Below are 26,310 nucleotides of genomic sequence, written 5' to 3' on the forward strand. Positions count from 1 at the left end.
AAATGTAAAGTAAAGCCCCGGCCATGTGTCGGGGTTTTTTATTTGCGGCGTGCGAAATTCAGCAGTGATGCTCTTGCTGTAGGATTTGCTGTCTGCAATACCATCCACGGGCTGAAGGCCCACGGAGTGGTATCCAGCGCGCATAAAACATCCTCGAGTTCACTCCACTGGTAGTCCATCACTTCATCCGGATTCGGCTGTAGCTGACTCACGACCTGCGCGGCGTAGACCGGGCAAACTTCGTTTTCCACAATCCCACTGGGATCTGCGGCGCAGTAGCGAAAATCAGGATACACAGGGGTGAGTTCGGCGATCTCTGTGCCCATTTCGAAATGAGCGCGGCGGATAATGGCGTCAGTAATTGTTTCACCGGACTGCGGATGGCCGCAGACGGAGTTGGTCCAGACGCCGGGCCAGGCTTTTTTGTGCAGCGAACGGCGGGTTACTAACAGTTGACCCTGATCGTTAAATAGCCAGCACGAGAAAGCAGAGTGCAGGGGCGTTGTCGCGGTATGCGCCGCATACTTTTCCAGTGTTCCGCAGGGCTGTCCCTGCTCATTTAACAAAATGACGTGTTCCTGTCGCATAGCGTCCACCATTAATCTTAAGCATCACTATTATATGATTAATTGCGACAGATTGATTATCCGTCGGTGTGAAATGCCTGAACAGACGATTCGCGTCGCGATATGATTTGGCATCCGGCATCTGGCTGCTATGATAAAGCGTCTTAAAATGTTGCGAGGAATTGTTTTGAGTGCAGGACGCCTGAAGAAAAATGGCTTGGGTATTGCGATGCTGCTGTGTGCTGGCCTGCTGTTAGCAGGGTGCTCCGGGAACCAGTCGTCTGATACAGGAAGTTATTCCGGCTCCGTGTATACCGTGAAACGGGGAGATACGTTATATCGTATTTCACGTGCGACAGGGACCAGCGTCAAAGATATCGCTCGCCTGAACAACATTTCACCCCCTTATACCATTGAAGTCGGGCAAAAGCTCAAGGTTAGCGGTGGCGCGAAAACCAGCACCGCATCGGCTAAAACAAAATCGAAATCCTCCACCAAAACAGCAGCAGCCAGACCGTCTTCCTCTGTGCCGCAGTCATCCTGGCCGCCGGTGGGGCAACGCTGCTGGCAGTGGCCGGCCAGTGGGAAGGTGATTCTGCCATACTCCACGGCGGAAGGTGGCAATAAGGGGATTGATATCTCTGCCGCGCGCGGTACGCCAGTTTATGCGGCTGGAGCGGGTAAGGTGGTTTATGTTGGCAATCAGTTGCGTGGCTACGGTAACCTCGTGATGATTAAACATGGTGAAGATTACATTACTGCTTACGCTCATAACGACACGCTGTTGGTAAACAACGGACAAAACGTGAAGGCTGGGCAGAAAATTGCCACCATGGGCAGTTCAGATGCGGCCTCAGTACGCCTGCATTTCCAGATCCGCTATCGCGCGACGGCTATCGATCCGCTACGTTATCTGCCGCCGCAAGGCAGTAAGCCAAAATGCTGACGGTGAATTAATCGCCAGTCAGATGGTCAGCCCCTTGCCAGGAAGTGTGTAAGGTTTATAATCCCTTACGCACTTCAATGCGGGCGTAGTTCAATGGTAGAACGAGAGCTTCCCAAGCTCTATACGAGGGTTCGATTCCCTTCGCCCGCTCCAAATTCAACTCTCCTGAAGTATATCAAACTCAATTTTTCCTCGATAAATCAGCAGTTATAGCATTCTATTAGTCTATTGAACTCAATTGTACTCCCCCAGGGCCAAGCGACTAGGCCTGTTTGAGGGCTTCCGGAGTGGGGTCAGTCTAAAGTGATAATGCTTCAGCATAGAGAAAGTTCGGGGAGAAAAAGAAGGGGGTAGCCACCCGCATAGTGACTCCCCCCTGCTTATATCCGGGATCAGGATTTCGGCTTGTGGTCCTCAACCACCCAGACGGTTAACTCTTTTTCCAGTGTTTGCGTCCCTGTTGTTGCCTTCACCTTCACCCAACTTTCACCTGCGGTATCCGTTCTCAGTTCAGAGTAGGCATTCCCTAACTTAAAACTGGTTTTATCCGGCGTCATCGTAAAGGTTCCTGTATCGGGTTTGGCTTTGCTGCCCGCGCTAAATTCGACATTGCCGTTTAACGGATTACCGAATTTATCCCGCAATCGGGCCATAAAGCCTACCGGTTCAAGATTGGCAACGGCATAGCCAGGATCCTGCTCCAGAGTGAGCACTGGATTCTGGGCATCGGCATTCAGCGTCAGCGAAGCATTCGCGGAAACACGACTTCCGTGTTCAGCCAGCGTGGCGGTCAGCGTGTAGCGACCCGCCTTATGGCCGTGGACATTCACGGTTGCAGTGCCGGATTCATCGGTGGTGACAAGTGTATTGTCAATCACCAGAGGATCGCTTGACGATGGTCCTGTGGCCGTAATTTTCAGCTTACGATTGCTGATGTCGATCCCTGAAGCATCGGTCAGATGCAGGGTAAACGTCACGTTGTCCACGTCACTTACCACGGCTGATGTCGATGAAGGCGTGATCGCCAACGATGCATTTTGGAGATCCGACAGCACTTCAATAGTCTTAGTCGCCGTAATGGGCTGACGCTCGTTCACGAAGGTTGCCCGTAATTGATAGTTTCCGGCCTCAGCGGCAACGAAGGTTGTTGATGCCACTCCCTTTTCATCCAATGTCAGCACGGACTGGTCCAGTTTTAATCCACTGGCGGGTTCGCTGGTCAGGCGCACGTCACCACTAAACGGGTTATTTTGGCCGTCTACGACCTGTACCTGAATTTCATGAGCCGTTGAAGCGTTAGCCACGATGCTCTCTGTCGGTGCCGTCAAATTCACTACCGCGCTGGTGATATCAGGTACAAAGCCCAGTTCAATGGTCGAGGACTCAATATGATGTTCCCCGTCCGTAGCTCTGGCTTTAACGGTGTAATTACCGGCCTTAACAGTGGTTAACGTCACCGTGGCGTAACCCTCTTTATCGGTGGTTATTTTGTCCGGATACACGAGCCCCTGTGGTTCAACGATCAGCTCCACTTTCTGTCCTGCAACCGACATGGCAGCATTGTCGAGCTTGATCTCAAGCGTGGCGCCATCACGACCGTTTGCTGCAATATTGGTTATTGCGCCATTGTCTTTGGCAGCCAGAGACAACGTTGCACCCGCCATTGCAGAGGCAAATGTTACGCTCAGTGATGAGCTGATGTTTCCTACGCTCAGCTTAATATCATAGGTTCCCGGCGTTGAACTGATCAGTGAGAATGTCGCCTCCCCTTTGGCATCGGTCGTAACAACGTTGTCCCCATTCACGACCTTCACCTCTGGCGGTAATTCCAGTGTGATGGTGTATCCGGACAGCGCATTGCCATAACGGTCAGTCAGGGTAACCCTCGCGATGTTACTCTGCTTACCATCCGCCAGCGCATTGTCCCGAGCCAGGTTAAAAGACTGAATCACCGGCTGCGTCTTGTCGGCAATCCAGTTGGCCGGTTTTTCCAGCCCGGAGAAATCGTGTTTTTCAGATGTCACACCTATACGCGTCGCCTGAGCCAGTTCGGACGTTGCTTTGGCGGTATACACGCCGTCTTTTTCTTCTACGGCAGTAAAACTAACCTCGCCGCTGGCTGAAACCGCATAAAAACGTAAGCTATCATCACCGGTGATGGCGTTCCCGTCATTATCCCTGGCGTCTAACGTCAGATTGATGGGATGCCCAACAACCTGTTCTACGGGCGTTACTGTCAATGTCGATTTCGTCGCCTCGGCGGAAACCGCTTTCAGCTTAACTGTCAGAGTTTCTGTTTTACCCATAATTTTCGCGGTGATGCGCGCCGTACCCGCAGTTAAACCCGGCGTCAGCATCGCGGTATACACCCCGGTACGGGTTTCCTGAACGTCGCCCAACGTCGGGGTCTGGGCAGAACGTTGACGGTTTACCTGCGTGTCGGGCGTAAATGCCAAAGACAGTTCAATATCATGTGCAAGTCCTGTTAACGGTTGGTCATTGGCATCTTTTAGTACCAGCGTAACCGGATGCTGTGATTGTCCGTCAGCAGCGATAATCGGCTCATGTTCACCGTTCAGCGTGAATTCCATCGTGCCGACAGAGGCTGAACTCCCCGTTACCGTCACGTTCATCACCGCATAGTTAGAGACGTTTCCTTTTACATCTCGCGCCGTTGCGCCAATCTGCCAGTGATTAGTGCCGCCAGGTGTATAGGTCGGCAACGTCAACTGCCATGAAGTACCGCGACCGGAAATGCGTCCCCCGGCGGCGGTAAATGCGCTATCGTTCCACTCAACCGACTGAATGCCCCAGCGGGATTTATCCAGTGAAATAGTCACCGGGACAACGGTCCCTCCTTCCCCTTGAACGCTCTCAGGCAGGCTAATTTTCAGCACCGATTTTTTGCGGTACTCCAGAACAATATTGTTATTACGTTCGACAAAATCGTAGCGCCCGTGCTGAACTTCACGCATTACCGCAACGTTGTCGCTGTCCAGTTGCTTCGCCAGCGGGATGCCGGGGCGATAGTTAATCTCAATGCCAAAGCGTGAGTCATGTGTATTGCTCTCCCCCTGCTTGTGTTCAGCAGAAAGCGTAACCAGCGGAACCGGTGTATAGGTGATCCCGCCCGTAAAGGCGTAAGGATTCTCCTGCAGGTGGTCGCGGCCAAAAAGACCGACATTCTTGCCGTAATACTTTTCATATTTAAGCGATGCACCCAGTTGCGGATACGACGGCAACCAACCCTTGGTATAGATATCCCAGCCATCAGCCGGACGTTCCTGATAATCTTCCAGGTTATGAGAATCTTTCCATTTTGATAACCGCAAATATGCATTTGCGCCTGCGTGTAAATAATCTCGCCAGTACTCAATACCCGCGCCCATACGTGCGTGATGACGACTTAAATCGTAGTCGTAAAACAGGTTTGCACCCAGCATCGAATTATCTGGCGTGAAGTAGCGATAACCCACGCCAATATTGGTTTGGGTTCTGTCATCCGTACGATGAAGCGATGTTTGGCTAAATAAAACATGTTGTTTTTTATCAACCCACGGATAAAGGAAATCAAATGCGGAATCTTTCAAAGAGAAAGATTCATCCACGTTGAGTTGAATACGTGCATTACCGTACTGCTGCAGCCACTCTACCACTTCCTTCGTTGCCTGCGCTGATACGGTATTTGCAGCAAAGCTTCCTGCATGGCCGTTTTCAATACTCCTGCCAGCCTGGGCTGCTAAGGAAGACAGGGCGCGCACCTCCTGCTGTTCAGCGGTTTGTGATGCCTTAACGGCTGACGCATGGCTGATTGTTGGCGTGAAGCTGAGAAGCGCAGGATACAGGGCCTGCAAAGCGATCGTTGACCATGCTACAACCTTGTTAACGGGGCCTGTTGCCCCATTGTTCCGCGAAATTTTCTTATTTGACATTCGTAACTCCAATATCAATTAAAAAAATCAAAGGTTATTCCATGTTATGAACGGGATGCGTACTATATGTATTTTATAGAAAATTTCAAGAGGTGTTTGTGGAACAAATAGCTGGATGTTTTTACACTGTGGGATATTTATTTAACTGTTGCTGTAAGTAGCTTTGAAATATGATGTTCCAATAGATGATAGATTAAGAAAATTTTTTATTTGGAGCGGTTATTGACGTGTGTTTAATATATTCAATGTGGCGGTTTTCTAATAAATTAAACACACAGTCTTGTGGAAATTAATCTGCAAACGAGCATCTTAATGTGTAACCGCATGATGCGGTGTCTTTTACCCATTAGCAGCCGCAGCGCCGCCCTTGAGTACAGCCTGGCCCGCAGAGACATTCCTGGCATTTTTCTGTTTACTGTTTTCAAAATGGTTAACAGGCAAACAGTTACGCTGCGGTTTTATATTTATTGGTAATAATAAACGGCGTTGCATGGTTTTGCTGTCCCAAATTATCTAAACGCAGTATTCGATCCCAAGAGTATTAGGAGAATTTAGTCTAAAATACTTTTTTTGCTTAGGAGTTTTCCTATCGCGTAGCCACCGTGTTCGCGTAGTGTTAAAATTCATGAGTTTCTGACCTCTTCTTGTGCTAGTGGATGAGGTGCTGGTCGTCAATAAGACGAAAGAATTAAATGGGTTAAAACCACATTGCTAAATAAGCGGCACTGTTTTTTTACATGGTCGGCAACCGTCAAGGAGTGACGATAACCTATTGATAACGCTTATTTTTACTATGATGTAAGATATAAGGGAAGATATGTTCAGTATGCGTCGACATGCCAATTTCATTAAACGCTTTAAGTCTGTAAGTTGTTTATTTACGGCCAGCGTTCTTTTCCCCATGCAAATCTCTGCGGCAGTATCAGATTATGATGCTTTGATTATTGAAGCCCGGGGGGGGAATAGTGCGCCGCTATTGCGCTACCTCGAGGATCAGGGAAAGAAAAGCGCGCTCACGCCCAATCAGGTTGCCGACTGGCTGCAAGTCTCTGGCTGGGTCGATAACAACGATAAAGCAACGATTGCTATCTGGCAGCAGTATCGCGGAAAGGTGGATGTGCCTGCGCGTGGCAAAGTCGCCGCTGCGCGTGCGTATCGCAATCAGAAAAGCTGGAATGATTCGTTAGCGATCTGGGAAAGCGTGTTGCAGGAAGAGCCTGACAACGCGGATATTCGTACTGGCTGGATAATGACGCTGGCCGATGCCCGTTACAATCAACAAGCCCTGACCGAAGCGAATAAATGGGCACAGGCTCATCCGGGCGCCGATTCTGATGCCTTGCTTGCCTACGTGTATCATTCGCAGAATAAAAACTGGGACGCGTTGCTTGTCGCCAGTCAGGCAGTTGACGTTGATCCGAACAATAAAAATGCAAAATCTACGTTGTTGTCTGCGATGTCAGCCAACCGCATCGCTGAACCTGCGCTGGGACTGGCGGAAGAGGTTCCAACATCCGACCCTGTTAAGCGTCGTCTTGCGCTTGATGCCGCCGCCGAAAAAGTGCGCTCCTCTTATACTACAGCGCGCAACGAAGAAGAACGTTTTATCGTGGCGGATAAAGCCCTTGTCCGGTATGACCAACTGCTTACCGCGTGGAAAGATGATCCCTCTGCCCAGGGCGATGTGCGTCGGGCGAGGATTGACCGCATGGGTGCCTTGCTGGTACGCAAGCGCACTGCTGAAGTCATTACGGAATATGAGTCACTTTCTGCCGAAGGTGAAATCCCCAACTATGCAAAACGCTGGGTGGCTTCCGCGTGGTTAAGCGAACGTCAGCCGGAAAAAACCGAAGCGATGCTGATGAGCATCTACTACCCGAACGGGCCGTTACCCGTTACGCCGCTCGGCCCTGAAGATCAGCAAGATCTGTTCTATGCGCATATTGATAATGAAAACTTTGTTGATGCCAAAAAACAGGTCGATACGTTAATTAAAGACAGTCCGTATCTGCGACGGATCTATGGTTCGCCCACGCCGCAGCCTAACGATAACTGGCTGCTTGGCCAGACGTTGCTTGCGCAATATTACATTGCCGCCAATGAGCTGCCTGAAGCCGAAAAGCTGACGGAACATCTGGCACGTACAGGCTCGGGTAACCAGGGACTGCGTATACTCTACTCTTCTGTGCTCGAAGCCCGCGGCTTGCCGCATGCGGCCGAGAAAGAGCTGAAGCTTGCGGAAGTGATCGAGCCAAGCAATCTGGAGCTGGAGCGTCAGCAGGCTTATGTGGCACTGGATCTTCAGGAATGGAAGCAGGCCGATGAACTGACTGATGACGTCATCGTCCGTAGTCCGGATGATGAAGCGACGCTGCGCCTCGCGCGCATCCGTGACGTGCACAAAATGTCGGAAGTGCGGATTAGCGGAACACAGGGGATCTCCTCTGATAGCCCGGTCAGCGGTAAGAATGACTTCAACATCAATACCGCCATTTACAGCCCGCCGATCAATGACAACTGGCGACTGTTTACCGGATTCAACTTTGCCACTGGTGAATTTGAAGAAGGTAAAGGCATCAGCCGCGATCTGGCTGCCGGTGCGGAATGGACCTCCCGTGACTACTGGGCAGAAATGGAAGTTTCAGGCCGTAATTATGGCGATGGTCAGAAAATAGGTGGCCGTCTTTCTGGCTGGCATGATTTCAATGATAACTGGCGCGTTGGCGGTTCGGCGGAGCGTCTTTCACGTAATACCCCGCTGCGCGCATTGCGTAGCGGTGTGTACGCAAACGGCGGGGATATGTTTGTCCGCTGGTATCAAAATGAACGACGAGAGTATCAGTTGTCGTTTGCCGCTTCACATTTCTCGGATGGTAACGATCGTATCGAGTACGGGCTGAGCGGAAAAGAGCGCATGTGGACGACGCCGCGCTTCACGCTGGACTTCACACCGGGCATCGGTGGAAGTACCAACACCAAAGAGAATGTGCCGTATTACAACCCTAAGAGTGATTTTTCCGTTGTACCAGGGCTTGCCGCAGAGCAGGTTCTTTACCGCCACTATGACACTGTGTGGACGCAGCAAGGCGTGGCTGGCGTAGGTGGCTACTGGCAGCAAGGTGAAGACGTGGGCGCCATCGTTCAGGTGGGATACGGACAGCGGCTTAAATGGAACAACGTCGTGGATGGCGGGGTGATGCTGGTGTGGGATAAACGCCCCTACGACGGTAAACGTGAGCGGAATATCTCCCTCGCTTTCGATTTGAATGTCAGGTTTTAAGGATTGTTCATGCTGAAAAGATGCCTGTGGCTTAGCGCACTCATCGCTGGCTGGTTAATGATTACCGCGTGCAGTAGTGCGCACAATACGACGCCTCGCTATGTTCCTCCGGGAGAGAGGACCGCGCTGACGGCGGACCATCCGTGGCCAAAAAATAGTTTCCTGGTGCTGGGCTATCACGATGTCGAGGATGGCGCCGCCGATCAGCGCTACCTCTCTGTGCGCACCAGTGCGTTGAGCGATCAGATGGGCTGGCTACGTGATAATGGCTATAACCCGATCAGCGTGCAGCAAATTCTCGATGCCCATGACGGTAAAATCGTGCTGCCGGAAAAAGCGGTATTACTCACCTTCGATGACGGCTATAGCAGTTTTTATACCCGCGTCTGGCCGCTGCTGAAAGCCTACAACTGGCCTGCACTATGGGCACCGGTGGGAAGTTGGGTGGATGCCCCCGCCGACAAAAAAGTGGATTTTGGCGGCCTGATGACGGCCAGGGATAAATTCGCCACCTGGAAAATGGTCGAGGAAATGGGCAAATCACCGTTGGTGGAGGTTGGTGCGCACACTTGGGCCTCGCATTTCGGCGGCCTGGCAAATCCGCAGGGAAGTAAAGAACCGGCAGTGGCGAACCGCCTGTACGATAAGAAAACCGGTACTTATGAAACGGATGAGCAGTATTACCGCCGCATAAATACCGATATCTCATTGATCACCAACAAAATTAAGTCTGTAACCGGGAAATCACCGCGTGCGTGGGTGTGGCCGTACGGAGCGGCCAACGGCACAACCTTAACCCTTGCCAAAGAGCATGGTTATAAGATGGCGTTTACGCTCAACGAAGGGCTGGCGAATGCGGCGTTTCTTGATGATATTCCGCGTGTACTGATATCGGATAACCCTTCTCTCAAACGTTTTGCCAGTCAGGTTGCTCAGGTGCGAGAACCGCAGACGATGCGCGTGATGCATGTCGATCTGGATTATGTGTATGACAAAGATCCTGCCCAGCAGAAGAGAAACATTGATAAGCTGATTCAGCGTGTTTACGACATGCGTATTTCACATGTTTTCCTGCAGGCGTATGCCGACCCTAAAGGCGACGGGAATATTCGCGAACTCTATTTCCCTAACCGCTGGCTGCCGATGCGTGCCGATCTCTTTAACTACATCTCCTGGCAATTACAAACGCGGGCAGGGGTGACGGTGTATGCCTGGATGCCAGTTTTGGCTTTCGATCTCGACGCCTCTATTCCACGCGTAACCGCGTGGGATCCGAAAACGGGGCGCAGTGCGATCAATCACGAGAGCTATGTCCGTCTGTCTCCCTGGGATAGCGAAGCGCGTAAACGCATCACTGAGATCTATGAAGACCTGGCGAAGCACGCCAGCTTCAAAGGTATTTTGTTCCATGACGATGCGTTCCTGACGGACTTCGAAGATGCATCGCCGGAGGCGTTAGCCGCCTACCGCGCTGCGGGCCTTCCGGATAGTATTGAGAAAATCCGTAACGATCCGCAGGCATTTGAGCGCTGGACTCGCCTGAAAAGTAAGATGCTGATCGACTTTACCCAGCAGCTGACGCGTTCGGTGCGTAACATTCGCGGTCCGCAGGTACAAACTGCGCGCAATATTTACGCTATGCCAGTACTGGAACCTGAAAGCGAAGCCTGGTTTGCACAAAACCTGAATGATTTCCTTAATACCTACGATTGGACTGCACCCATGGCGATGCCATTGATGGAAAATATTCCAGCCAATGATGCTAACGCATGGCTCGACAGACTGGTGAATGCCGTTGCACAGACCCCTGGCGCGCTGGATAAGACCGTATTTGAACTGCAGGCACGTGACTGGCGTAAATCCGGCGAACAGGCCGAAATCAGTGGTAAACAGATAGCCGAATGGATGCGTCAGCTTAAATTAAGTGGCGCAGGTAACTACGGTTATTACCCGGATGATTTCATCAGCGACAAACCCGAGATGTCAGAGATTCGCTCGACGTTCTCATCATACTGGTACCCGCAAAAATGACCGATCGCATTATTGCTTTCCTGATACTTTGCCTGATGTTCAGCCTGCCGTTTGGCGTGGCTGTAGTCTTTACGGGTGAAGTGATGCTGAACTTCGTCTTCTTCTGGCCCTTGTTCATGTCTGCATTGTGGATAAGCGGCGGGGTGTACTTCTGGTTTTACCGTGAACGTCACTGGAAATGGGGAGACGATACACCGCCACCCACGCTGGAGGGGAATCCGCTGGTTTCGATTCTGATCCCGTGTTTTAACGAGGGGATCAACGCGCGCGAAACCATCGGTGCAGCGCTGGCGCAGCGTTATAAAAACATTGAAGTCATTGCCATCAACGACGGTTCGACGGATGACACCCACGACGTGCTGGAACAGCTGGCAGTGGAACACCCGAGCTTGCGGGTGATTCATTTGGCTGAAAACCAGGGCAAAGCGCTGGCGCTTAAAACCGGTGCGGCGGCGGCGCGCAGCGATTACTTGGTGTGTATTGATGGCGATGCGTTACTGGATCGCGATGCGGTTGCGTATATTGTGGCCCCGCTGATCCAGTTCCCGCGCGTTGGTGCGGTCACCGGGAACCCGCGAATTCGTACCCGTTCCACGTTGATTGGTCGCGTGCAGGTTGGCGAGTTCTCGTCGATCATCGGCCTGATTAAACGTACCCAGCGAGTCTATGGGCAGATCTTTACCGTTTCTGGCGTAGTTGCCGCGTTTCGTCGTCGTGCGCTGGCTGAGGTCGGATACTGGAGCCCGGACATGATCACCGAAGATATCGACATCAGTTGGAAGCTGCAGTTGCGCCACTGGTCGGTATTCTTTGAGCCGCGCGCACTGTGCTGGATCCTGATGCCTGAAACGTTAAGAGGGTTGTGGAAACAGCGCCTGCGCTGGGCGCAAGGGGGGGCCGAGGTGTTTATCGTTAACATGCGCCGCCTGTGGTCGTGGGAGTTCCGCCGCATGTGGCCGCTGTTCCTTGAGTTCTGTTTTTCGACCGCCTGGTCTTTTGCCTATGCGATCAGTATCGTGCTGTTCCTGTTGGGATTAATGATCCCGATGCCCGACTCGCTGTATGTGCAAAACTTGTTCCCACCGGCATTCACCGGGTTAATTCTTGGCGTGGTCTGCCTGCTCCAGTTTGCGGTAAGTCTGATGATCGAACGACGCTATGAAAAAGGTATTGGCGCCTCGTTGTTCTGGATTATCTGGTTCCCGGTGGTGTACTGGATGCTGAGCCTGTTCACCACGCTGGTAGCGTTCCCCAAAGTCATGCTCAAGCGCAAACGCGGCAGGGCGCGCTGGGTCAGTCCTGACCGTGGAATAGGGAGGATCGAATCATGAACCAACCTCTGATCTTTACCGAACAGCGTTTTCTGCCACGGGCGATCGACGTGCTGTTGACGCTGGTTGCCTGGATTGGGTTTATTTACCTGATTTATAAAGGGCTGATCACCGCACTGGCACACTCGCCATATATGGGAGTACGGCCCTTTTTCACCACGCTGGATACGGTAACGTTTTATATCCTTGTCGCCCTGGTCAACGGTCTGGTGCTGATTGGCTGGGCAAAGTACAACCAGTATCGTTTTCGAGTGGAGCGACGCAGCCGCAGACCTGGACTGGAAGACCATGAACTGGCGGAAAGTTTACGCATTACCCGGGAACTGGTTACGGAACTAAACAAGGCGAGGGTGCTGACGGTCCACCATCACGAGAACGGTGAAATCAGCCATGTCGATGTCGACAAGCACATCGCCGATAACCGATTGCCGCCACCAACGCCTGCGATGCTGGAGTATTTGTCGCCAGAGCGGGAGCCGTCGTTGCAAACAAGGCCTGAGTGATATTATTTCTGCCGCCAGTTGCTTCCTTCAGACTCGCATAGGTCTATGATTAGACCCAGAGAATAAAAAAATGCGAGGCAATGTCGTGGATAAGGAACTACTGGATGCAGGTTACCGGGCCTATACCGGCGAGAAGATTGACGTCTACTTCAACACGGCGATGTGTCAGCATTCGGGCAACTGCGTGCGGGGAAGCGCGAAGCTTTTCAACCTGAAGCGTAAACCGTGGATAGTCCCGGATGAAGTGGATGTCGCGACGGTTATTAAGGTTATCGATACCTGTCCGAGTGGTGCGCTGAAATATCGCCAGAAATGAGTGAGGGGAACCATGGAAATTCTTGCAGGCCACAATAAGTTCTATGTGAACGATGCACAGGGCAACCAGGTTGCCGAGATTGTCTTCGTGCCGACGGGCGAACATCTGAGCATCATTGAACATACCGATGTTGATCCCAGCCTGAAAGGCCAGGGCGTCGGTAAACAGCTGGTAGCGAAGGTGGTGGAGAAAATGCGCGCTGAAAACCGCAAGGTTATTCCGCTGTGCCCGTTTGCTAAACACGAGTTCGATAAAACCCGTGAGTACGACGATATCCGCGCCTGACAATCCTGATTTTGCCGGAAGGTATCGCCGCCATCCGGCACATCACTCCCGATGCAGCAGATCCTGATAAATCCCCGTCAGCACACCTTGCGGACCAAATTCTTTTTTAATCCACTGAGTTACCCGACCAGTTGCCGAATGCTGGGTCGCCAGCAGCATGCGTGAATCCTGACGCGGGTTGTGGATCTGGCGCATCACCAGTAGCGACTTTTCCATCGCCTCGCGCACCATGTAGTCCGGCAAAAAGCCAATACCTTCACCGAGGATCTGGCACTGACACTTGGTATTAAAATCGGGGACCAGAATAGACTCCTGTCCGTGCAGCAGCCAGCCGACCTTCTTGTTAATCGTGTGCGCAGTGTCTTCCACCATGATATTCGGGTACAGCCGCAGCTGGCTCTCTGAGATCGGCTCGGGCATAAAGGCCAGCGGGTGATCTGGGGCGATGGCAAATGACCAGCGGATCGCCCCGATCTCGGTGTAATCAATTCCACCACCGTCGAGTAGGGTATCCGGTGCGCCAATGGCGATGTTGGCCAGGTTATTAATGATGGAATCCCAGACGCCGTTATAGACCTCAGTGGTCACGGTTATCTGACAGGTTGGAAACTGCTTTTTGAGTGCCTGCAGCAGCCGCGCGGTATGCTGCGGGGTGTAGAGCAACTGGTTAATACAGATGCGCACTCGCGCCTCGATACCTTGGGCGATGGTATCAATGCTGCGCTTGATAGCGTGGAAGTCGTTCAGCAGATCGGTCGCTTTACGGAAGAAATAGCGGCCGGACTCGGTCAGCTCAATGCTGCGAGTACTGCGGGTAAACAGCACCACGTCCAGCCCTGTCTCCATTCGCTTGATGGTGTAGCTAATGGCGGAGGTGGTTAAACCCAGTTCCTCAGCGGCCTTGCTGAAACTGCTGTAGCGCGCCACCATGGTGAACGCCAGCAGGTTCTCCTCGGTAAAAATTGAATTCATCCTCTCTCCCTTCCGACCACAAGGCTACCGCCCGCCATACGATGATTGTTGAATGTATTTGTAATCCTTATACAGAGCAATCAGTTTTGAACAGAATTTAACACTAAACTTACATTTGATTTGAAGGCAATCACACTTCTGTCCTTTAGTTGTAGGCCGCTATCCGCGCAGCATACCGCTTAATTACTCGGACGACTGATTAGCACGTAAAAGAGCGTCAGCCATAAGGGAAAGATTGCACTACAGCACGTTTTACTCTCATTGTTAAATACTATTCAACAATCGCCTCACTAACGATGAATGAAATTTAAGCGGATGTTATTCTTATCACTCTGTTGCTATTCTCAGGTTATCGGAATTTTAAAAAGCCTTAAAAACTGCAGGAGAGGAATTATGTCAGAGAAAGAACTCATTACTGAATTTCTGCTGGCGGCAGAGCAGGGCAATGCACAGGGATTAAAATCCTGTCTGGCAAAAAATGTGGATATTAACGCGACCAATCGCCAGGGGCGTACTGCCATAATTATTGCCAGCCTGAATAAACATTATGACTGCGTTTCTTTATTGATTGAGGCCGGTGCCGATATTAATAAGCAAGATCAAACCTGCTTTAATCCATTCCTGATTAGCTGCCTGACGAATGACTTAACGCTGCTGCGTTTGGTATTACCGGCTAACCCCGATCTTAATTGCCTGAGCCGTTTTGGTGGCGTCGGCATTACACCTGCCAGCGAAAAAGGTCATGTGGAGATCGTGCGCGAGCTGCTTCTGCGTACCGAAATCAACGTCAACCATACCAATTTTGTCGGCTGGACGCCGCTGCTGGAAGCCATCGTACTCAACGACGGCGGCGCGAAGCAGCAGGAAATCGTCAAGCTGCTGCTTGAAAATGGCGCTAACCCGCACATGACGGATAAATATGGCAAGACCCCGCTGGAACTGGCGCGGGAGAAAGGGTATCACCAAATCGCCGAGCTGTTGATTGCCGCCGGAGCCTGACCGAGGAGCGCCACTATCGCCACGCCAACACGGCGATGCGTAGCGGCGCTAACCGCCGACGGCGCGTTTCTTGAATTTCGGGGAACGGGGCGAGTTGAACAGGTTTTTTCCCGCGCGGTGAACCTGTTCATACCCGAACAGCAGCGATTGTTCACTTTACTGAGCGAGAGCGGCGATAACGCGCCTAACAGCTGTCGGCTGGCGCTGACGCATTGCGAAGATCTGTTTCAACCCGGTGAGCCGGTGAGTTTTACCCAGTCAGGGATAGCCGTTGGTACTGATAAATGGATAACAACATCCGATTGCCAGGCGTGGCAAATGCCGATCTGGTCAGCAGATGCAGACCACTTCGCAGCAATTTCCTGGCGTGGCTGGTCAGAGGTTATCCGGCAACAGCTTAATCACCACGACACATTATTTTTGTACCAGGGAGATAACCCGTTTTATCAGGAAATCGCCCGTGAATTACAGTTGCGCCGCCGGGCATTAATCACCGCACTGGATAACGGTGAAGATATTTCTGCCGCTGTCGGCCAGTTAATCGGTTTGGGAATTGGCTTAACGCCATCATCTGATGATTATTTAGTGGGCTTAAGTACAATTTTATTTATTAACCAGCATCCATTAAAGAAATATCGACAAGATTTTTTAGCCGCCATACAGAGTGAAGGGAATAACACGACATTACTCAGTAAAATAACGCTGGAAGAGGCTTTTCATCAGCGTTATCGGGAAAACGTCGCGCGGCTGGTAACTCATATTATTACTCAGCAACACCATGTTGCTACGCAATATATTACTGACATTAAAAATATCGGCTCAAGTTCTGGCTGCGACATGCTGTACGGCATGGCGGACGCCTGCGCCCTGAGCCACCGGTCTGGAGGGAATTATGTCGATCAGGATAGTTGTTAAAAAGAACACGTATTTTGATTCTGTGTCACTGATGTCTATCTCAACGCGCGCTAACAAGCTCGATGGCGTGGAGCAGGCGTTTGTGGCGATGGCAACGGAAATGAACAAAGGCGTGCTGAAGAATCTTGGCCTGCTGACGTCTGAACTGGAAGAGGCGAAGAGTGGCGATCTGATGATTGTCATCAAAGGCGCGAGCGAGGCGGCGAACGAGCAGACGCTGGTGGCTATCGACGAGCTGTTTACGCATAAAGAGCAGGGCGGTCAGCACGAAGCGCGCTATGCGACGCTTGCCAGTGCGAAGAAGCACGTTCCCGACAGTAACCTGGCAATGATTTCCGTCAACGGCCTGTTCGCGGCACGTGAAGCGCGTCAGGCGCTGCAAAACAACCTCAACGTGATGCTGTTCTCTGACAACGTGTCCCTCGACGACGAGCTGGCGCTGAAACAACTGGCGCACGAAAAAGGACTGTTGATGATGGGGCCAGACTGCGGGACCGCCATTATTAACGGCGCGGCGCTGTGTTTTGGTAACGCAGTGCGTTGCGGCAATATCGGGATTATCGGCGCATCCGGTACCGGTAGCCAGGAACTGAGCGTGCGCATTCATGAATTTGGTGGCGGCATTTCCCAGCTTATTGGCACCGGCGGACGCGATCTGAGTGAAAAGATTGGCGGCCTGATGATGCTCGACGCGATGAATATGCTGGAAGCCGATCCGCAAACCGAGATCATCGCGCTGATCTCCAAGCCACCAGCACCTGCTGTGGCGCGTAAAGTGCTGGATCGCGCACGTACCTGTCACAAACCGGTGGTGGTGTGCTTCCTCGGACGTGACGTTGCGATGGCGGATGAAGACGGATTGCAGTTCGCCCGTGGCACTAAAGATGCGGCGCTACGAGCGGTCCTGTTAAGCGGCGTGAAAAAGGAGAGTCTGGATCTGCATCCGCTCAACTGGCCGCTGATTGAAGAAGTGCGCGCGCGTCTGACACCGCAGCAAAAATATATTCGTGGGCTATTCTGCGGCGGCACTCTATGCGATGAGGCGATGTTTGCCGCCATGGAAAAACATGCGGAAGTTTACAGCAACATTCATCCGGACCCGGCGTTCCGCCTGCAAGATCTCAACCGCAGCGTCGCGCACACCTTCCTTGATTTCGGTGATGATGATTTTACCAACGGTAAACCGCATCCGATGATCGATCCAACCAACCGTATCAGCCGTTTATTGCAGGAAGCGCGGGATCCGGAAGTGGGCGTGATCGTGATGGATTTCGTCCTTGGCTTTGGATCGCATGAAGATCCGGTCGGCGTGATGCTCGACGCGATCGTTGAAGCAAAAGCGATCGCCGCCGCAGATGGACGTCCGCTGGAGATTCTTGGCTACGTGCTGGGCACCGATTTGGATACGCCGTCGCTGGAAAAACAGTGCCAGATGCTGACTGATGCTGGCGTCATCTGGGCGAGCAGCAGCACCAACACCGGATTGCTGGCGCGTGAATTTATCTGTAAAGGGGAGGAAGCCTGATGAGCCAGACGCTGTTTACCCAGCCGCTGAACGTGATTAACGTTGGCATCGCGATGTTCAGCGATGACCTGAAAAAGCAGAACGTACCCGTGACCCAGCTCGACTGGACGCCGCCGGGCCAGGGCAACATGCAGGTGGTTGCTGCGCTGGACGAGATTACCGATTCGCCGCTGGCAGACAAAATCGCTGCCGCTAACCAGCAGGCGCTGGAACGTATTATTAAGTCGCATCCGGTGCTGATTGGTTATGACCAGGCGATCAACGTGGTGCCGGGCATGACCCGTAACACCATCCTGCATGCCGGACCGCCTACCCGTTGGGAAAACATGTGCGGCGCAATGAAGGGCGCAGTCACCGGCGCGCTGGTGTTTGAAGGACTGGCGAAAGATCTGGCTGCCGCCGCTGAACTGGCCGCCTCCGGCGAAATTATCTTCTCGCCGTGCCACGAGCATGACTGCGTGGGATCGATGGCGGGCGTGACGTCGGCGTCAATGTTCATGCACATCGTTGAGAACAAAACCTACGGCAACCGCGCATATACCAATATGAGCGAGCAAATGGCGAAGATCCTGCGTATGGGTGCGAACGATCAGAGCGTTATCGATCGCCTGAACTGGATGCGCGATGTGATGGGGCCGATGCTGCGTGATGCGATGAAACTGGCGGGCGAAATCGATCTGCGTCTGATGCTGGCACAGGCGCTGCACATGGGCGATGAGTGCCATAACCGCAACAACGCCGGGACGGCACTGTTAATTCAGGCGCTGACCCCGTGGATCATCCAGACCGGTTATCCGGTCGCGCAGCAGCGCGAAGTCTTCGAGTTCGTCCTCAGCAGCGACTACTTCTCCGGACCGACGTGGATGGCGATGTGTAAAGCCGCGATGGATGCCGCGCACGGCATTGAGTACAGCACAGTGGTGACGACGATGGCGCGTAACGGCGTCGAGTTCGGTTTGCGCGTCAGCGGTTTACCGGGTCAGTGGTTTACCGGCCCGGCTCAGCAGGTGATTGGTCCGATGTTTGCGGGCTACAAGCCGGAAGATTCCGGGCGCGATATCGGTGACAGCGCGATTACCGAAACCTACGGCATTGGCGGTTTCGCCATGGCGACGGCGCCGGCTATTGTGGCGCTGGTCGGCGGTACGGTAGAAGAGGCGGTTGATTTCTCTCGCCAGATGCGTGAAATCACGCTGGGCGAAAACCCGAACGTCACCATTCCGCTGCTCGGTTTTATGGGCGTACCGACCGCTATCGACATCACGCGCGTGGGCAGCACCGGCATACTGCCGGTGATCAACACCGCGATTGCGCACAAAGATGCGGGGATCGGCATGATCGGCGCGGGAATTGTACACCCGCCGTTTGCCTGTTTTGAAAAGGCGATCCTCCGCTGGCGCGATCGCTACTGCCAATAACAACAATCGGGGGCTAACGCCGTTAGCCCCATGCTAGCAAAGCGAACAACGTTACTTACCTGCAGGGCTGGGCGATCTCCGCGATCGCAAACGATGCTTAACCTGTTAAGGATATTCCATGAACAGCATAAAACTAGAATGGAAACGGGGTGACTGGGCGGCTTACTTTGGGCTGATGACCAACAACCTGACTAACCTGCTAACAATGATGGGACTGCTCATTTTTGTTGTCGGGATACCGACTGAAATTGTCTATGGCCGTATTGCGCCTGCCTTTGGTTTGGCGGTGTTGGTGGCCAGCGTCTGCTATGCCTGGTTTGGCCTGCAGATGGCAAAACAAACCGGACGTAAAGACGTGACGGCGCTGCCGTCCGGGCCGAGCGCACCGTCAATTTTTACCGTTACGTTCCTGGTGCTGATGCCGGTTTATCAGCAAACCAAAGATGCCAACTTCGCCATCCAGATAGCGCTGGTGTGGTGTTTTGTCGAAGCGTTGATTCTGGTGGGCGGTTCGTTCCTGGGCGAGACCATCCGCAAGATGATCCCGCGCACGGTACTGCTCTCCTGTTTATCCGGGCTGGGTCTGCTGCTGTTGGCGATGAACCCGATGCTGCAGGCGTTTGAAGCGCCGACCGTATCGTTCATCGTGCTGTTGCTGATCTTCATTAACTGGTTCGGTAAGAAGCCGATTTTTGCCCGCATTCCGACCGGTTTGCTGTTGCTGATTGCCGGTACGGCCCTGGCATGGATCTCCGGTTTGCAAAGCCCGGAAGCGATCAAAGCATCGATGTCCTCTTTTGGCTTCAACCCGCCGGAAATTCACGTCGACAGCTTCCTGCAAGGTCTGCCGCACGCGCTGCCGTACCTGGCTTCTGCGGTTCCCCTGGGTCTGGCGAACTATATTTTTGACCTTGAGAACATTGAAAGTGCGCACGCCGCAGGTGATGAGTACAACACCCGCAAAGTCATGATGGCGAACGGCTTTGCCTCGATGTTGGGCTGTATGTTGGGGAACCCGTTCCCGGTCACCGTGTATGTCGGGCATGCGGGCTGGAAAGCGATGGGCGCCAGCATTGGTTATACCCTCGCGTCAGGTATCACCATGTTCCTGGTGCCGCTGTTTGGTCTTGGGGCGTTTATGCTCGCCATTATTCCGATGACCGCGATCGTGCCGATCTTAGTGTTTATCGGCGTGGTGACTGCCAACCAGGTGGTGCGAGAAACGCCCAAAGTTGAGGTGCCCGTCATCTTCATCTGTCTGTTCCCGTGGATAGCCAACTGGGCGTTGACCATCGTTAACAGCGTGATGGGGGCGGCCGGAACGTCAGCCGCGAAACTTGGGACCGATCTGCTGCACAGCAAAGGTGTGTACTACGACGGGCTGGTGCATCTCGGTAGCGGCGCACCGCTGGCCAGTATGCTGTGGGGCTGTATCGCTATCTTTGCCATTATCAACAAGCCATTACGCGGAGCCATTGCTGCCGCCGGTGGTGCGCTGCTGTCACTGTTTGGGGTGATCCACTCCCCGGCCGTTGGGTTTGCTGAAGGCAGCTCGCTGATGTTTGTCATGGCCTACCTGATGATGGGCGGTATGTTCGTGATAAAGCATGTTCTCGACAGCCGTGAAGCCGTGACTACCCTCGAGCAACAACCGACCAAAACCTCCTGAATCGTTTTGCTGTGGAAGATGACGCTATGAAAGAACTTGTGGTCGTTGCCATTGGCGGCAACAGCATTATCAAAGATAACGCCAGTCAGTCGATTGAGCACCAGGCTGAAGCAGTAAAAGCGGTTGCGGATACGGTGCTGGAGATGTTGGCATCCGACTACAACATTGTGCTGACACACGGTAACGGTCCGCAGGTGGGGCTCGATCTGCGGCGCGCGGAGATTGCCCACGAGCGGGAGGGCTTGCCGCTGACACCGCTGGCAAACTGCGTTGCTGACACCCAGGGCGGCATTGGTTATCTGATCCAACAGGCGCTGAATAACCGCCTGGCGCGGCGCGGCGAACAGAAAGCAGTAACCGTGGTCACGCAGGTGGAGGTCGACAAAAACGATCCGGGCTTTGCTAACCCGACCAAGCCTATCGGGGCGTTCTTCAGTGAAGCGCAGCGTGATGCGCTGCAACAGGTCAATCCGGGCTGGCGCTTTGTTGAGGATTCCGGGCGCGGCTACCGTCGGGTAGTTGCCTCGCCGGAGCCGAAACGCATTGTCGAGGCGGAGGCGATTAAAACGCTGACCCAGCAAGGTTTTGTGGTGATTGGCGCGGGCGGCGGCGGGATCCCGGTGGTGCGTAGCGATCAGGGAGATTACCAGAGCGTAGACGCGGTGATTGATAAAGATCTCTCCACCGCATTGCTGGCGCAGGAGATCCGCGCCGACGTGCTGGTAATTACCACCGGCGTCGAGAAAGTGTGTATTCACTTCGGCACACCCAACCAGCAGGCGCTGGACACGGTGGATATGGCAACAATGACCCGCTACATGCAGGAAGGGCACTTCCCTCCGGGCAGCATGTTACCCAAAATTGTTGCCAGTCTGGCGTTCCTGGAGCGCGGCGGTAAGCGGGTGATCATCACCACGCCGGAATGCCTGCCCGCCGCGCTGCGTGGCGAAACGGGCACTCATATTGTCCATTCCTGAAAGGAGATGCAAATGAAGGAAAACAACAGCCGCCGTGAGTTTTTAAGCCAGGGCGGAAAAATGGTGACCGCTGCCGCGCTGTTTGGCGCGATAGCCCCGGTCGCGTATGCTGCTAATCCTGTCGGGACAGCCTGTGGCGCGAAGAGCACGATGACGATTAACGATAAACACTATTACCTGGATAACGTCCTACTGGAAGCGGGGTTCGATTACGAAAACGCGGTGGTGGTACATACTCGTACCGCTCTGCAAACCGTTGAGATTCAGGACGGAAAGATTGTTGCGCTGCGTGAGAATAAGCAGCATCCGGATGCTACGCTGCCGCACTACGATGCGGGTGGAAAGCTGATGCTGCCTGCCATGCGCGACATGCACATCCATCTGGATAAAACGTTTTATGGTGGCCCGTGGCGTTCGCTGAATCGTCCGGCGGGTACCACCATTCAGGATATGATCCGCCTGGAGCAAAAGCTGCTGCCTGAACTCCAGCCGTATACGCAAGAGCGTGCGGAAAAGCTTATCGACCTGCTGCAATCAAAAGGCACCTCGATTGCCCGCAGCCACTGCAATATTGAGCCGGTTTCCGGGCTGAAAAATCTGGAAAACTTACAGGCAGTGCTGGCGCGTCGTCAGCCGGGTTTTGCCTGTGAAATCGTGGCATTTCCACAGCATGGCTTGCTGTTATCGAAGTCTGAGTCGTTGATGCGCGAAGCGATGCAGGCCGGGGCGCAGTATGTGGGCGGGCTGGATCCGACCAGCGTGGATGGGGCGATGGAGAAATCCCTCGACACCATGTTCCAGATTGCTCTCGATTACAACAAAGGCGTGGATATCCATCTGCATGAAACCAGTCCGGCAGGCGTGGCGGCGGTGAATTACATGGTGGAAACGGTAGAGAAAACCCCGCAACTGAAAGGCAAGCTGACCATCAGCCATGCGTTTGCGCTGTCTACGCTGAACGAACAGCAGGTTGATGAACTAGCAACCCGCATGGTAGCGCAGCAAATTACCATTGCCTCGACGGTGCCGATTGGCACGATGCACATGCCGTTGAAACAGCTGCGAGACAAAGGTGTGGTGGTGATAACCGGTACCGACAGCGTGATCGACCACTGGTCGCCGTATGGTCTGGGGGACATGCTGGAGAAGGCGAATCTGTATGCACAGCTCTATATTCGCCCGAACGAACTCAACCTGTCGCGGGCGCTGTTCCTCGCCACTGGCGATGTGCTGCCGCTCAACGATAAAGGCGAACGCGTCTGGCCGAAAGCACAGGATGAAGCCAGCTTTGTGCTGGTGGATGCCTCCTGCTCGGCGGAAGCTGTCGCCCGCATCTCTCCACGTACCGCAACTTTCCATAAAGGCCTGCTGGTATGGGGAAATGTGGCGAGCTAGCCGTGTTTCACGCGCAGCGGCAAACGTCGCTGCGCACTGTCTTTACCCTACGATCCCCATATAGCCGTGAATCCCCATATATACGCCGACCATGCCGATGAGTACGCTGGAAAAATAGGGAGCTTTGCGCGCCAGCGTGTTAAATCCGCTCCAGCGTTTGGCTGCCTGTTGCACGCTGATTGCCGCACCTACGCCCACTGTTACCAGCGTTAGCGCCAGCCCGAGGCTGAAGCACAGCACCATGGTGGCCCCCAGCGTGAAGGCTTTGAGCTGGATGCAAATCAGCAGTACCGTAATGGCTGCAGGGCAGGGGATCAGTCCGCCGGTCAGGCCAAAAAGTAAAATTTGTCCGTTGCTGACCTCTTTACCCGCAAAGCGGCGCTGAATATCCGTGGCATGCGCCCGTTCGTGGGCATCCTGATACGCTTTTGAATCTTCGGTGAGTCCTGCCAGTGCAGCATGTTTATGAGCGTGGTCATGAACGTGATGATGGTCATGGTGGTGATGATCATGATCATGATGGTGATGTTCGTGATGGTGATGTTCGTGATCATAGTCGTGATGAGTCTGGGCCAGCCAGTTTTGTTCACCGCGCCAGGTGCGCCAGAACATCCACAATGCGGTGCTCAAAATAATGATCGCCGAGACAAACTGCAGCCAGGGTTCAACTGCCTGGGCGGTAAACGCTTTGCTGATATACATTCCGCCCAGCGCGATCAACCACACCACGGCGGTATGCGATAGCGTTGCCGCCAGCCCCAACATCACTGCCTGTTTAATTGTGCCCTTAATGGCGATGATAAAGGCCGCCATCATTGTCTTGGAATGCCCCGGCTCCAGGCCGTGTAACACGCCCAATAAAATCGCGCTGGGAATGAAAAACCAGGCATTGCCTTGCTGAAGAAGCGTAGAAAATTCACCCATGAGAATGATTCTTAGTTGTTTTGTTTCATCTGATTCTACTCCCCCCCAGTACCAAATACTACCCCCCAGTAGATCGGCGCGGTATAGTGAGTCATGATTTATGCAACGGGGATAGGACGATGTCACATACAATCCGCGACAAACAAAAGCTGAAAGCCCGAGCCAGTAAGATTCAAGGACAGGTAGCGGCGTTGAAAACCATGCTCGATGAACCGCATGAATGTGCAGCCGTTTTACAACAGATTGCGGCGATTCGTGGAGCCGTAAACGGATTAATGCGTGAAGTGATTAAAGGCCATCTGACCGAGCATATTGTGCATCAATGCGATGAAATAAAACGCGAAGAAGATTTGGATGTTGTCCTGAAAGTGCTGGATTCTTATATTAAATAAGGTTGAGTGCGGCTCATCCACGTACTGATGAATGAGCCGTTAATACAACACGTTCTAGCCAAAAAACATCACGGACACGCACAGCAGACCAACAATCAGGGTGATCAGATTCCCTACTGAACGGTACGGTTTTAGTGCCGGAATCAGATAGGTGGACAGCGTCGGCATGATGAACAAAATCATGGCGATCAGCGGTCCGCTAATCGCGTAAATCATTGAAATCGCATTTGGATTAATGCAGCAAATGATAAACGTGATGGTTGAGACCAGCATAATAGACAGGGCGCGGTTAAAGGCCCGGCTTTTCTTCACACCCACCTGATGCAACGACGTTTTCACCACCTCTGTTGCCCCTTCAATCACGCCAAAGTAGGTGCCGAGGAACGATTTTGACATCGCTACCACGGCGACGATGATCCCGGAAATCGACAGCCATGCTGGCGCGTTGGGCATCATCGACAGCGCTGACAGAATGGTCACGCCCTCGTGTTTAGCATCTTCAATGTAATTTACGGGAATCGACAACAGACAGCTGAAGACGAAAAACAGCACGCTCAGACAGATGATGACGTAGGCTACCTTCATGATTTTTTTGCATTTACCCATGGCCTGCTCGCCGTATTTCTCACGTCTGTCGATAGCAAACGTGGAGATAATGGGCGTATGGCTAAAAGCGAAAACCATCACGGGAATAGATATCCAGACTTGATGAAGCGTGTGCTGATCGAAAGACATCTGGCCGGTGAGTAACGTCGGCTGCCAGCTTCCGGTCAGGTAGAGCGACAGGAACAAAAAGTACGCGATGAGCGGGAACACCAGAAAACCCATCACCCGGATGGTGGCTTGTCGACCCATCAGAAAAATCAAATTCAGCACCAACACCACGCCCAGACTGACCAGCATACGAACGCGAAGATCTATCTCGATATGTTTTGCCAGCTGTTCGGTGAGTGAATTGGTGATCGCCACGGCGTAGATCAGCACCACCACAAAGAAGGCAACAAAATAGAGGGTGGTAATCAGGCTGCCTATCTTTTTGCCGTAATAGTGGGTGACCGCGCCGGTGATCCCTTCACCCGCAGAGGTTTTTGACGACAGGATAAACTGGCACAGCGCTTTGTGCGGCCAGTAGGTTAAAGGCCAGGCGACGAGAGCGGTGATAAACAGCACCACCGCACCCGCAGAACCCAGTTGGATGGGGAGGAAAAGGGTTCCTGCGCCGACGGCAGTCCCATATAACGCGAAGCTCCAGAGAGTCTCTTCTTTTGACCAAATTTTCGACATTATTTGAACGTATCAACTATAAAATAAACAAAAAGAAGCGCAATTTACCACAAATGAGAGGGGCAGGGGGAGGTGTGAACAAGTGGGTGGATGAATGGTTGAATAGCCGGAATTGAGAAAATTCCGACTATTCATTGGATTATCAGGCAGTAACGCGCTGCTGGCGACGCTTCATCACACGCTCGCGCAAGGTGTCATACGCCCAGTTATAAAACATGGTGTACGGCAGGAAGAACAGGAAGAAACCTATTTCCAGTGTGAATGCCTGTAGCAGGCTGACGTTCAGTACATATGCCACAATACTCACCCCGATAACAATAAAACCACTCTCAAAACCTAATGCGTGAAATGCGCGTACTTTAGCCGTACGTTTCACCAGGTGCGATGGCCATAAGCGGTCAAATAGGGCGTTATAAATGATATTCCAGATCATCGCCGTGGTCGCCAGAAGTACGGTCAGTCCGCCCATTTCCAGCACCGATCGCTGCATCAACCACGCGGTGGTTGGCGCGAGAACCGCGGTGGCAATGCCCTCAAAACAGACGGCGTGAAAAATACGCTCCAGTAACGAGCGGCGTTGGACTGTATCGTGTTGCATAACGTAAAACCTTCTTTGATGCCCGGATAACGGAATAGTGGCAATTTTATCG

At 52.9% G+C, this 26,310-nt stretch carries 21 protein-coding genes and 1 tRNA gene; 16 read left to right on the top strand and 6 right to left on the bottom strand.

Annotation, left to right across the window (positions count from 1 at the left end):
- Positions 1-38 precede the first annotated feature (38 nt).
- Positions 39-587, bottom strand: a complete 549-nt coding sequence (gene idi / locus E4Z61_RS21120) for an isopentenyl-diphosphate Delta-isomerase (RefSeq protein WP_135324420.1) — start codon at positions 585-587, stop codon at positions 39-41.
- 166 nt (positions 588-753) lie between these two features.
- Here idi and actS point away from each other — a divergent pair, with 166 nt between their 5' ends.
- Together actS and E4Z61_RS21130 are read left to right on the top strand one after the other, a co-directional pair.
- A complete protein-coding gene (actS, locus tag E4Z61_RS21125; RefSeq protein ID WP_135324421.1) occupies positions 754-1,512 on the top strand; it encodes an amidase activator ActS in 759 nt (252 codons plus the stop codon).
- Positions 1,513-1,591: 79 nt separating this feature from the next.
- A tRNA-Gly gene (locus tag E4Z61_RS21130) sits at positions 1,592-1,665 on the top strand.
- A gap of 239 nt (positions 1,666-1,904) precedes the next feature.
- Here E4Z61_RS21130 and E4Z61_RS21135 read toward each other — a convergent pair.
- Complete coding sequence (locus E4Z61_RS21135; RefSeq protein WP_135324422.1) at positions 1,905-5,444, bottom strand: inverse autotransporter beta domain-containing protein; 3,540 nt, start codon at positions 5,442-5,444, stop codon at positions 1,905-1,907.
- An 817-nt stretch (positions 5,445-6,261) separates the two neighbouring features.
- On the opposite strand from E4Z61_RS21135, the gene pgaA reads away from it, so the two are divergent.
- The 6 genes from pgaA (at position 6,262) to E4Z61_RS21165 (ending at position 13,190) form a co-directional block, all read left to right on the top strand.
- Positions 6,262-8,724, top strand: a complete 2,463-nt coding sequence (gene pgaA, locus E4Z61_RS21140) for a poly-beta-1,6 N-acetyl-D-glucosamine export porin PgaA (RefSeq protein ID WP_135324423.1) — start codon at positions 6,262-6,264, stop codon at positions 8,722-8,724.
- A 9-nt stretch (positions 8,725-8,733) separates the two neighbouring features.
- A complete protein-coding gene (gene pgaB / locus E4Z61_RS21145) occupies positions 8,734-10,755 on the top strand; it encodes a poly-beta-1,6-N-acetyl-D-glucosamine N-deacetylase PgaB (RefSeq protein WP_135324424.1) in 2,022 nt (673 codons plus the stop codon).
- Entirely contained in the window at positions 10,752-12,086 is a 1,335-nt protein-coding gene (gene pgaC / locus E4Z61_RS21150) for a poly-beta-1,6-N-acetyl-D-glucosamine synthase (RefSeq protein ID WP_135324425.1), read from the top strand. Before pgaB ends, pgaC begins: the two co-directional genes overlap by 4 nt.
- Positions 12,083-12,589, top strand: coding sequence for a poly-beta-1,6-N-acetyl-D-glucosamine biosynthesis protein PgaD (gene pgaD, locus E4Z61_RS21155; RefSeq protein WP_135324426.1), 507 nt, complete (start codon positions 12,083-12,085; stop codon positions 12,587-12,589). Before pgaC ends, pgaD begins: the two co-directional genes overlap by 4 nt.
- A gap of 85 nt (positions 12,590-12,674) precedes the next feature.
- A complete protein-coding gene (gene yjdI / locus E4Z61_RS21160) occupies positions 12,675-12,905 on the top strand; it encodes a 4Fe-4S mono-cluster protein YjdI (protein ID WP_135324427.1) in 231 nt (76 codons plus the stop codon).
- A 12-nt stretch (positions 12,906-12,917) separates the two neighbouring features.
- On the top strand, positions 12,918-13,190 hold the full coding sequence (locus E4Z61_RS21165; RefSeq protein WP_135324428.1) for a GNAT family N-acetyltransferase: 273 nt from the start codon (positions 12,918-12,920) through the stop codon (positions 13,188-13,190).
- A 42-nt stretch (positions 13,191-13,232) separates the two neighbouring features.
- Here the strand turns inward: E4Z61_RS21165 and E4Z61_RS21170 are convergent, their stop codons facing one another.
- Complete coding sequence (locus E4Z61_RS21170) at positions 13,233-14,162, bottom strand: LysR substrate-binding domain-containing protein (protein ID WP_135324429.1); 930 nt, start codon at positions 14,160-14,162, stop codon at positions 13,233-13,235.
- Between the two features lie 315 nt (positions 14,163-14,477).
- Here E4Z61_RS21170 and E4Z61_RS21175 point away from each other — a divergent pair, with 315 nt between their 5' ends.
- The 7 genes from E4Z61_RS21175 (at position 14,478) to E4Z61_RS21205 (ending at position 23,060) form a co-directional block, all read left to right on the top strand.
- Positions 14,478-15,161, top strand: a complete 684-nt coding sequence (locus tag E4Z61_RS21175) for an ankyrin repeat domain-containing protein (RefSeq protein WP_332593089.1) — start codon at positions 14,478-14,480, stop codon at positions 15,159-15,161.
- A 15-nt stretch (positions 15,162-15,176) separates the two neighbouring features.
- Complete coding sequence (locus E4Z61_RS21180; protein WP_240703887.1) at positions 15,177-16,076, top strand: oxamate carbamoyltransferase subunit AllH family protein; 900 nt, start codon at positions 15,177-15,179, stop codon at positions 16,074-16,076.
- Positions 16,054-17,601 carry an acyl-CoA synthetase FdrA gene (gene fdrA, locus E4Z61_RS21185; RefSeq protein ID WP_135324432.1) on the top strand — a complete coding sequence of 516 codons (1,548 nt, stop codon included), beginning with the start codon at positions 16,054-16,056 and terminating at the stop codon, positions 17,599-17,601. The genes E4Z61_RS21180 and fdrA overlap by 23 nt, the downstream gene beginning before the upstream one ends.
- A complete protein-coding gene (locus tag E4Z61_RS21190) occupies positions 17,601-19,019 on the top strand; it encodes a YlbE family protein (protein ID WP_135324433.1) in 1,419 nt (472 codons plus the stop codon). The genes fdrA and E4Z61_RS21190 overlap by 1 nt, the downstream gene beginning before the upstream one ends.
- A gap of 118 nt (positions 19,020-19,137) precedes the next feature.
- Complete coding sequence (locus tag E4Z61_RS21195; RefSeq protein ID WP_135324434.1) at positions 19,138-20,688, top strand: xanthine permease; 1,551 nt, start codon at positions 19,138-19,140, stop codon at positions 20,686-20,688.
- Positions 20,689-20,714: 26 nt separating this feature from the next.
- Entirely contained in the window at positions 20,715-21,665 is a 951-nt protein-coding gene (locus E4Z61_RS21200; RefSeq protein ID WP_135324435.1) for a carbamate kinase family protein, read from the top strand.
- A 12-nt stretch (positions 21,666-21,677) separates the two neighbouring features.
- Positions 21,678-23,060 carry an amidohydrolase family protein gene (locus tag E4Z61_RS21205; protein ID WP_135324436.1) on the top strand — a complete coding sequence of 461 codons (1,383 nt, stop codon included), beginning with the start codon at positions 21,678-21,680 and terminating at the stop codon, positions 23,058-23,060.
- Between the two features lie 42 nt (positions 23,061-23,102).
- On the opposite strand, the gene E4Z61_RS21210 is transcribed toward E4Z61_RS21205, so the two are convergent.
- Positions 23,103-23,984: a nickel/cobalt efflux protein RcnA gene (locus E4Z61_RS21210; protein ID WP_135324437.1), complete on the bottom strand. Its 882-nt coding sequence runs from the start codon at positions 23,982-23,984 to the stop codon at positions 23,103-23,105.
- A 119-nt stretch (positions 23,985-24,103) separates the two neighbouring features.
- Between E4Z61_RS21210 and rcnR the strand changes: the two genes are divergently transcribed.
- Entirely contained in the window at positions 24,104-24,376 is a 273-nt protein-coding gene (gene rcnR / locus E4Z61_RS21215; protein ID WP_135324438.1) for a Ni(II)/Co(II)-binding transcriptional repressor RcnR, read from the top strand.
- A gap of 54 nt (positions 24,377-24,430) precedes the next feature.
- On the opposite strand, the gene E4Z61_RS21220 is transcribed toward rcnR, so the two are convergent.
- Positions 24,431-25,660, bottom strand: coding sequence for an amino acid permease (locus E4Z61_RS21220; RefSeq protein WP_135324439.1), 1,230 nt, complete (start codon positions 25,658-25,660; stop codon positions 24,431-24,433).
- A 142-nt stretch (positions 25,661-25,802) separates the two neighbouring features.
- On the bottom strand, positions 25,803-26,258 hold the full coding sequence (locus E4Z61_RS21225) for a multidrug/biocide efflux PACE transporter (protein ID WP_135324440.1): 456 nt from the start codon (positions 26,256-26,258) through the stop codon (positions 25,803-25,805).
- Positions 26,259-26,310 lie beyond the last annotated feature (52 nt).

Origin of the sequence: Citrobacter tructae (assembly GCF_004684345.1) — a bacterium.
Classification (GTDB): domain Bacteria; phylum Pseudomonadota; class Gammaproteobacteria; order Enterobacterales; family Enterobacteriaceae; genus Citrobacter; species Citrobacter tructae.

Excerpts from the sequence above, each read along its gene's own strand:
- E4Z61_RS21225 (WP_135324440.1), bottom strand. The coding sequence starts at position 26,258 with ATGCAACACGATACAGTCCAACGCCGCTCGTTACTGGAGCGTATTTTT.
- idi (WP_135324420.1), bottom strand. The coding sequence starts at position 587 with ATGCGACAGGAACACGTCATTTTGTTAAATGAGCAGGGACAGCCCTGC.
- pgaA (WP_135324423.1), top strand. The coding sequence starts at position 6,262 with ATGTTCAGTATGCGTCGACATGCCAATTTCATTAAACGCTTTAAGTCT.
- E4Z61_RS21175 (WP_332593089.1), top strand. The coding sequence starts at position 14,478 with ATGTTATTCTTATCACTCTGTTGCTATTCTCAGGTTATCGGAATTTTA.
- E4Z61_RS21165 (WP_135324428.1), top strand. The coding sequence starts at position 12,918 with ATGGAAATTCTTGCAGGCCACAATAAGTTCTATGTGAACGATGCACAG.
- E4Z61_RS21190 (WP_135324433.1), top strand. The coding sequence starts at position 17,601 with ATGAGCCAGACGCTGTTTACCCAGCCGCTGAACGTGATTAACGTTGGC.
- E4Z61_RS21220 (WP_135324439.1), bottom strand. The coding sequence starts at position 25,660 with ATGTCGAAAATTTGGTCAAAAGAAGAGACTCTCTGGAGCTTCGCGTTA.
- E4Z61_RS21200 (WP_135324435.1), top strand. The coding sequence starts at position 20,715 with ATGAAAGAACTTGTGGTCGTTGCCATTGGCGGCAACAGCATTATCAAA.
- E4Z61_RS21135 (WP_135324422.1), bottom strand. The coding sequence starts at position 5,444 with ATGTCAAATAAGAAAATTTCGCGGAACAATGGGGCAACAGGCCCCGTT.
- E4Z61_RS21210 (WP_135324437.1), bottom strand. The coding sequence starts at position 23,984 with ATGGGTGAATTTTCTACGCTTCTTCAGCAAGGCAATGCCTGGTTTTTC.
- pgaD (WP_135324426.1), top strand. The coding sequence starts at position 12,083 with ATGAACCAACCTCTGATCTTTACCGAACAGCGTTTTCTGCCACGGGCG.
- fdrA (WP_135324432.1), top strand. The coding sequence starts at position 16,054 with ATGTCGATCAGGATAGTTGTTAAAAAGAACACGTATTTTGATTCTGTG.
- pgaC (WP_135324425.1), top strand. The coding sequence starts at position 10,752 with ATGACCGATCGCATTATTGCTTTCCTGATACTTTGCCTGATGTTCAGC.
- rcnR (WP_135324438.1), top strand. The coding sequence starts at position 24,104 with ATGTCACATACAATCCGCGACAAACAAAAGCTGAAAGCCCGAGCCAGT.
- pgaB (WP_135324424.1), top strand. The coding sequence starts at position 8,734 with ATGCTGAAAAGATGCCTGTGGCTTAGCGCACTCATCGCTGGCTGGTTA.
- E4Z61_RS21170 (WP_135324429.1), bottom strand. The coding sequence starts at position 14,162 with ATGAATTCAATTTTTACCGAGGAGAACCTGCTGGCGTTCACCATGGTG.
- E4Z61_RS21195 (WP_135324434.1), top strand. The coding sequence starts at position 19,138 with ATGAACAGCATAAAACTAGAATGGAAACGGGGTGACTGGGCGGCTTAC.
- E4Z61_RS21205 (WP_135324436.1), top strand. The coding sequence starts at position 21,678 with ATGAAGGAAAACAACAGCCGCCGTGAGTTTTTAAGCCAGGGCGGAAAA.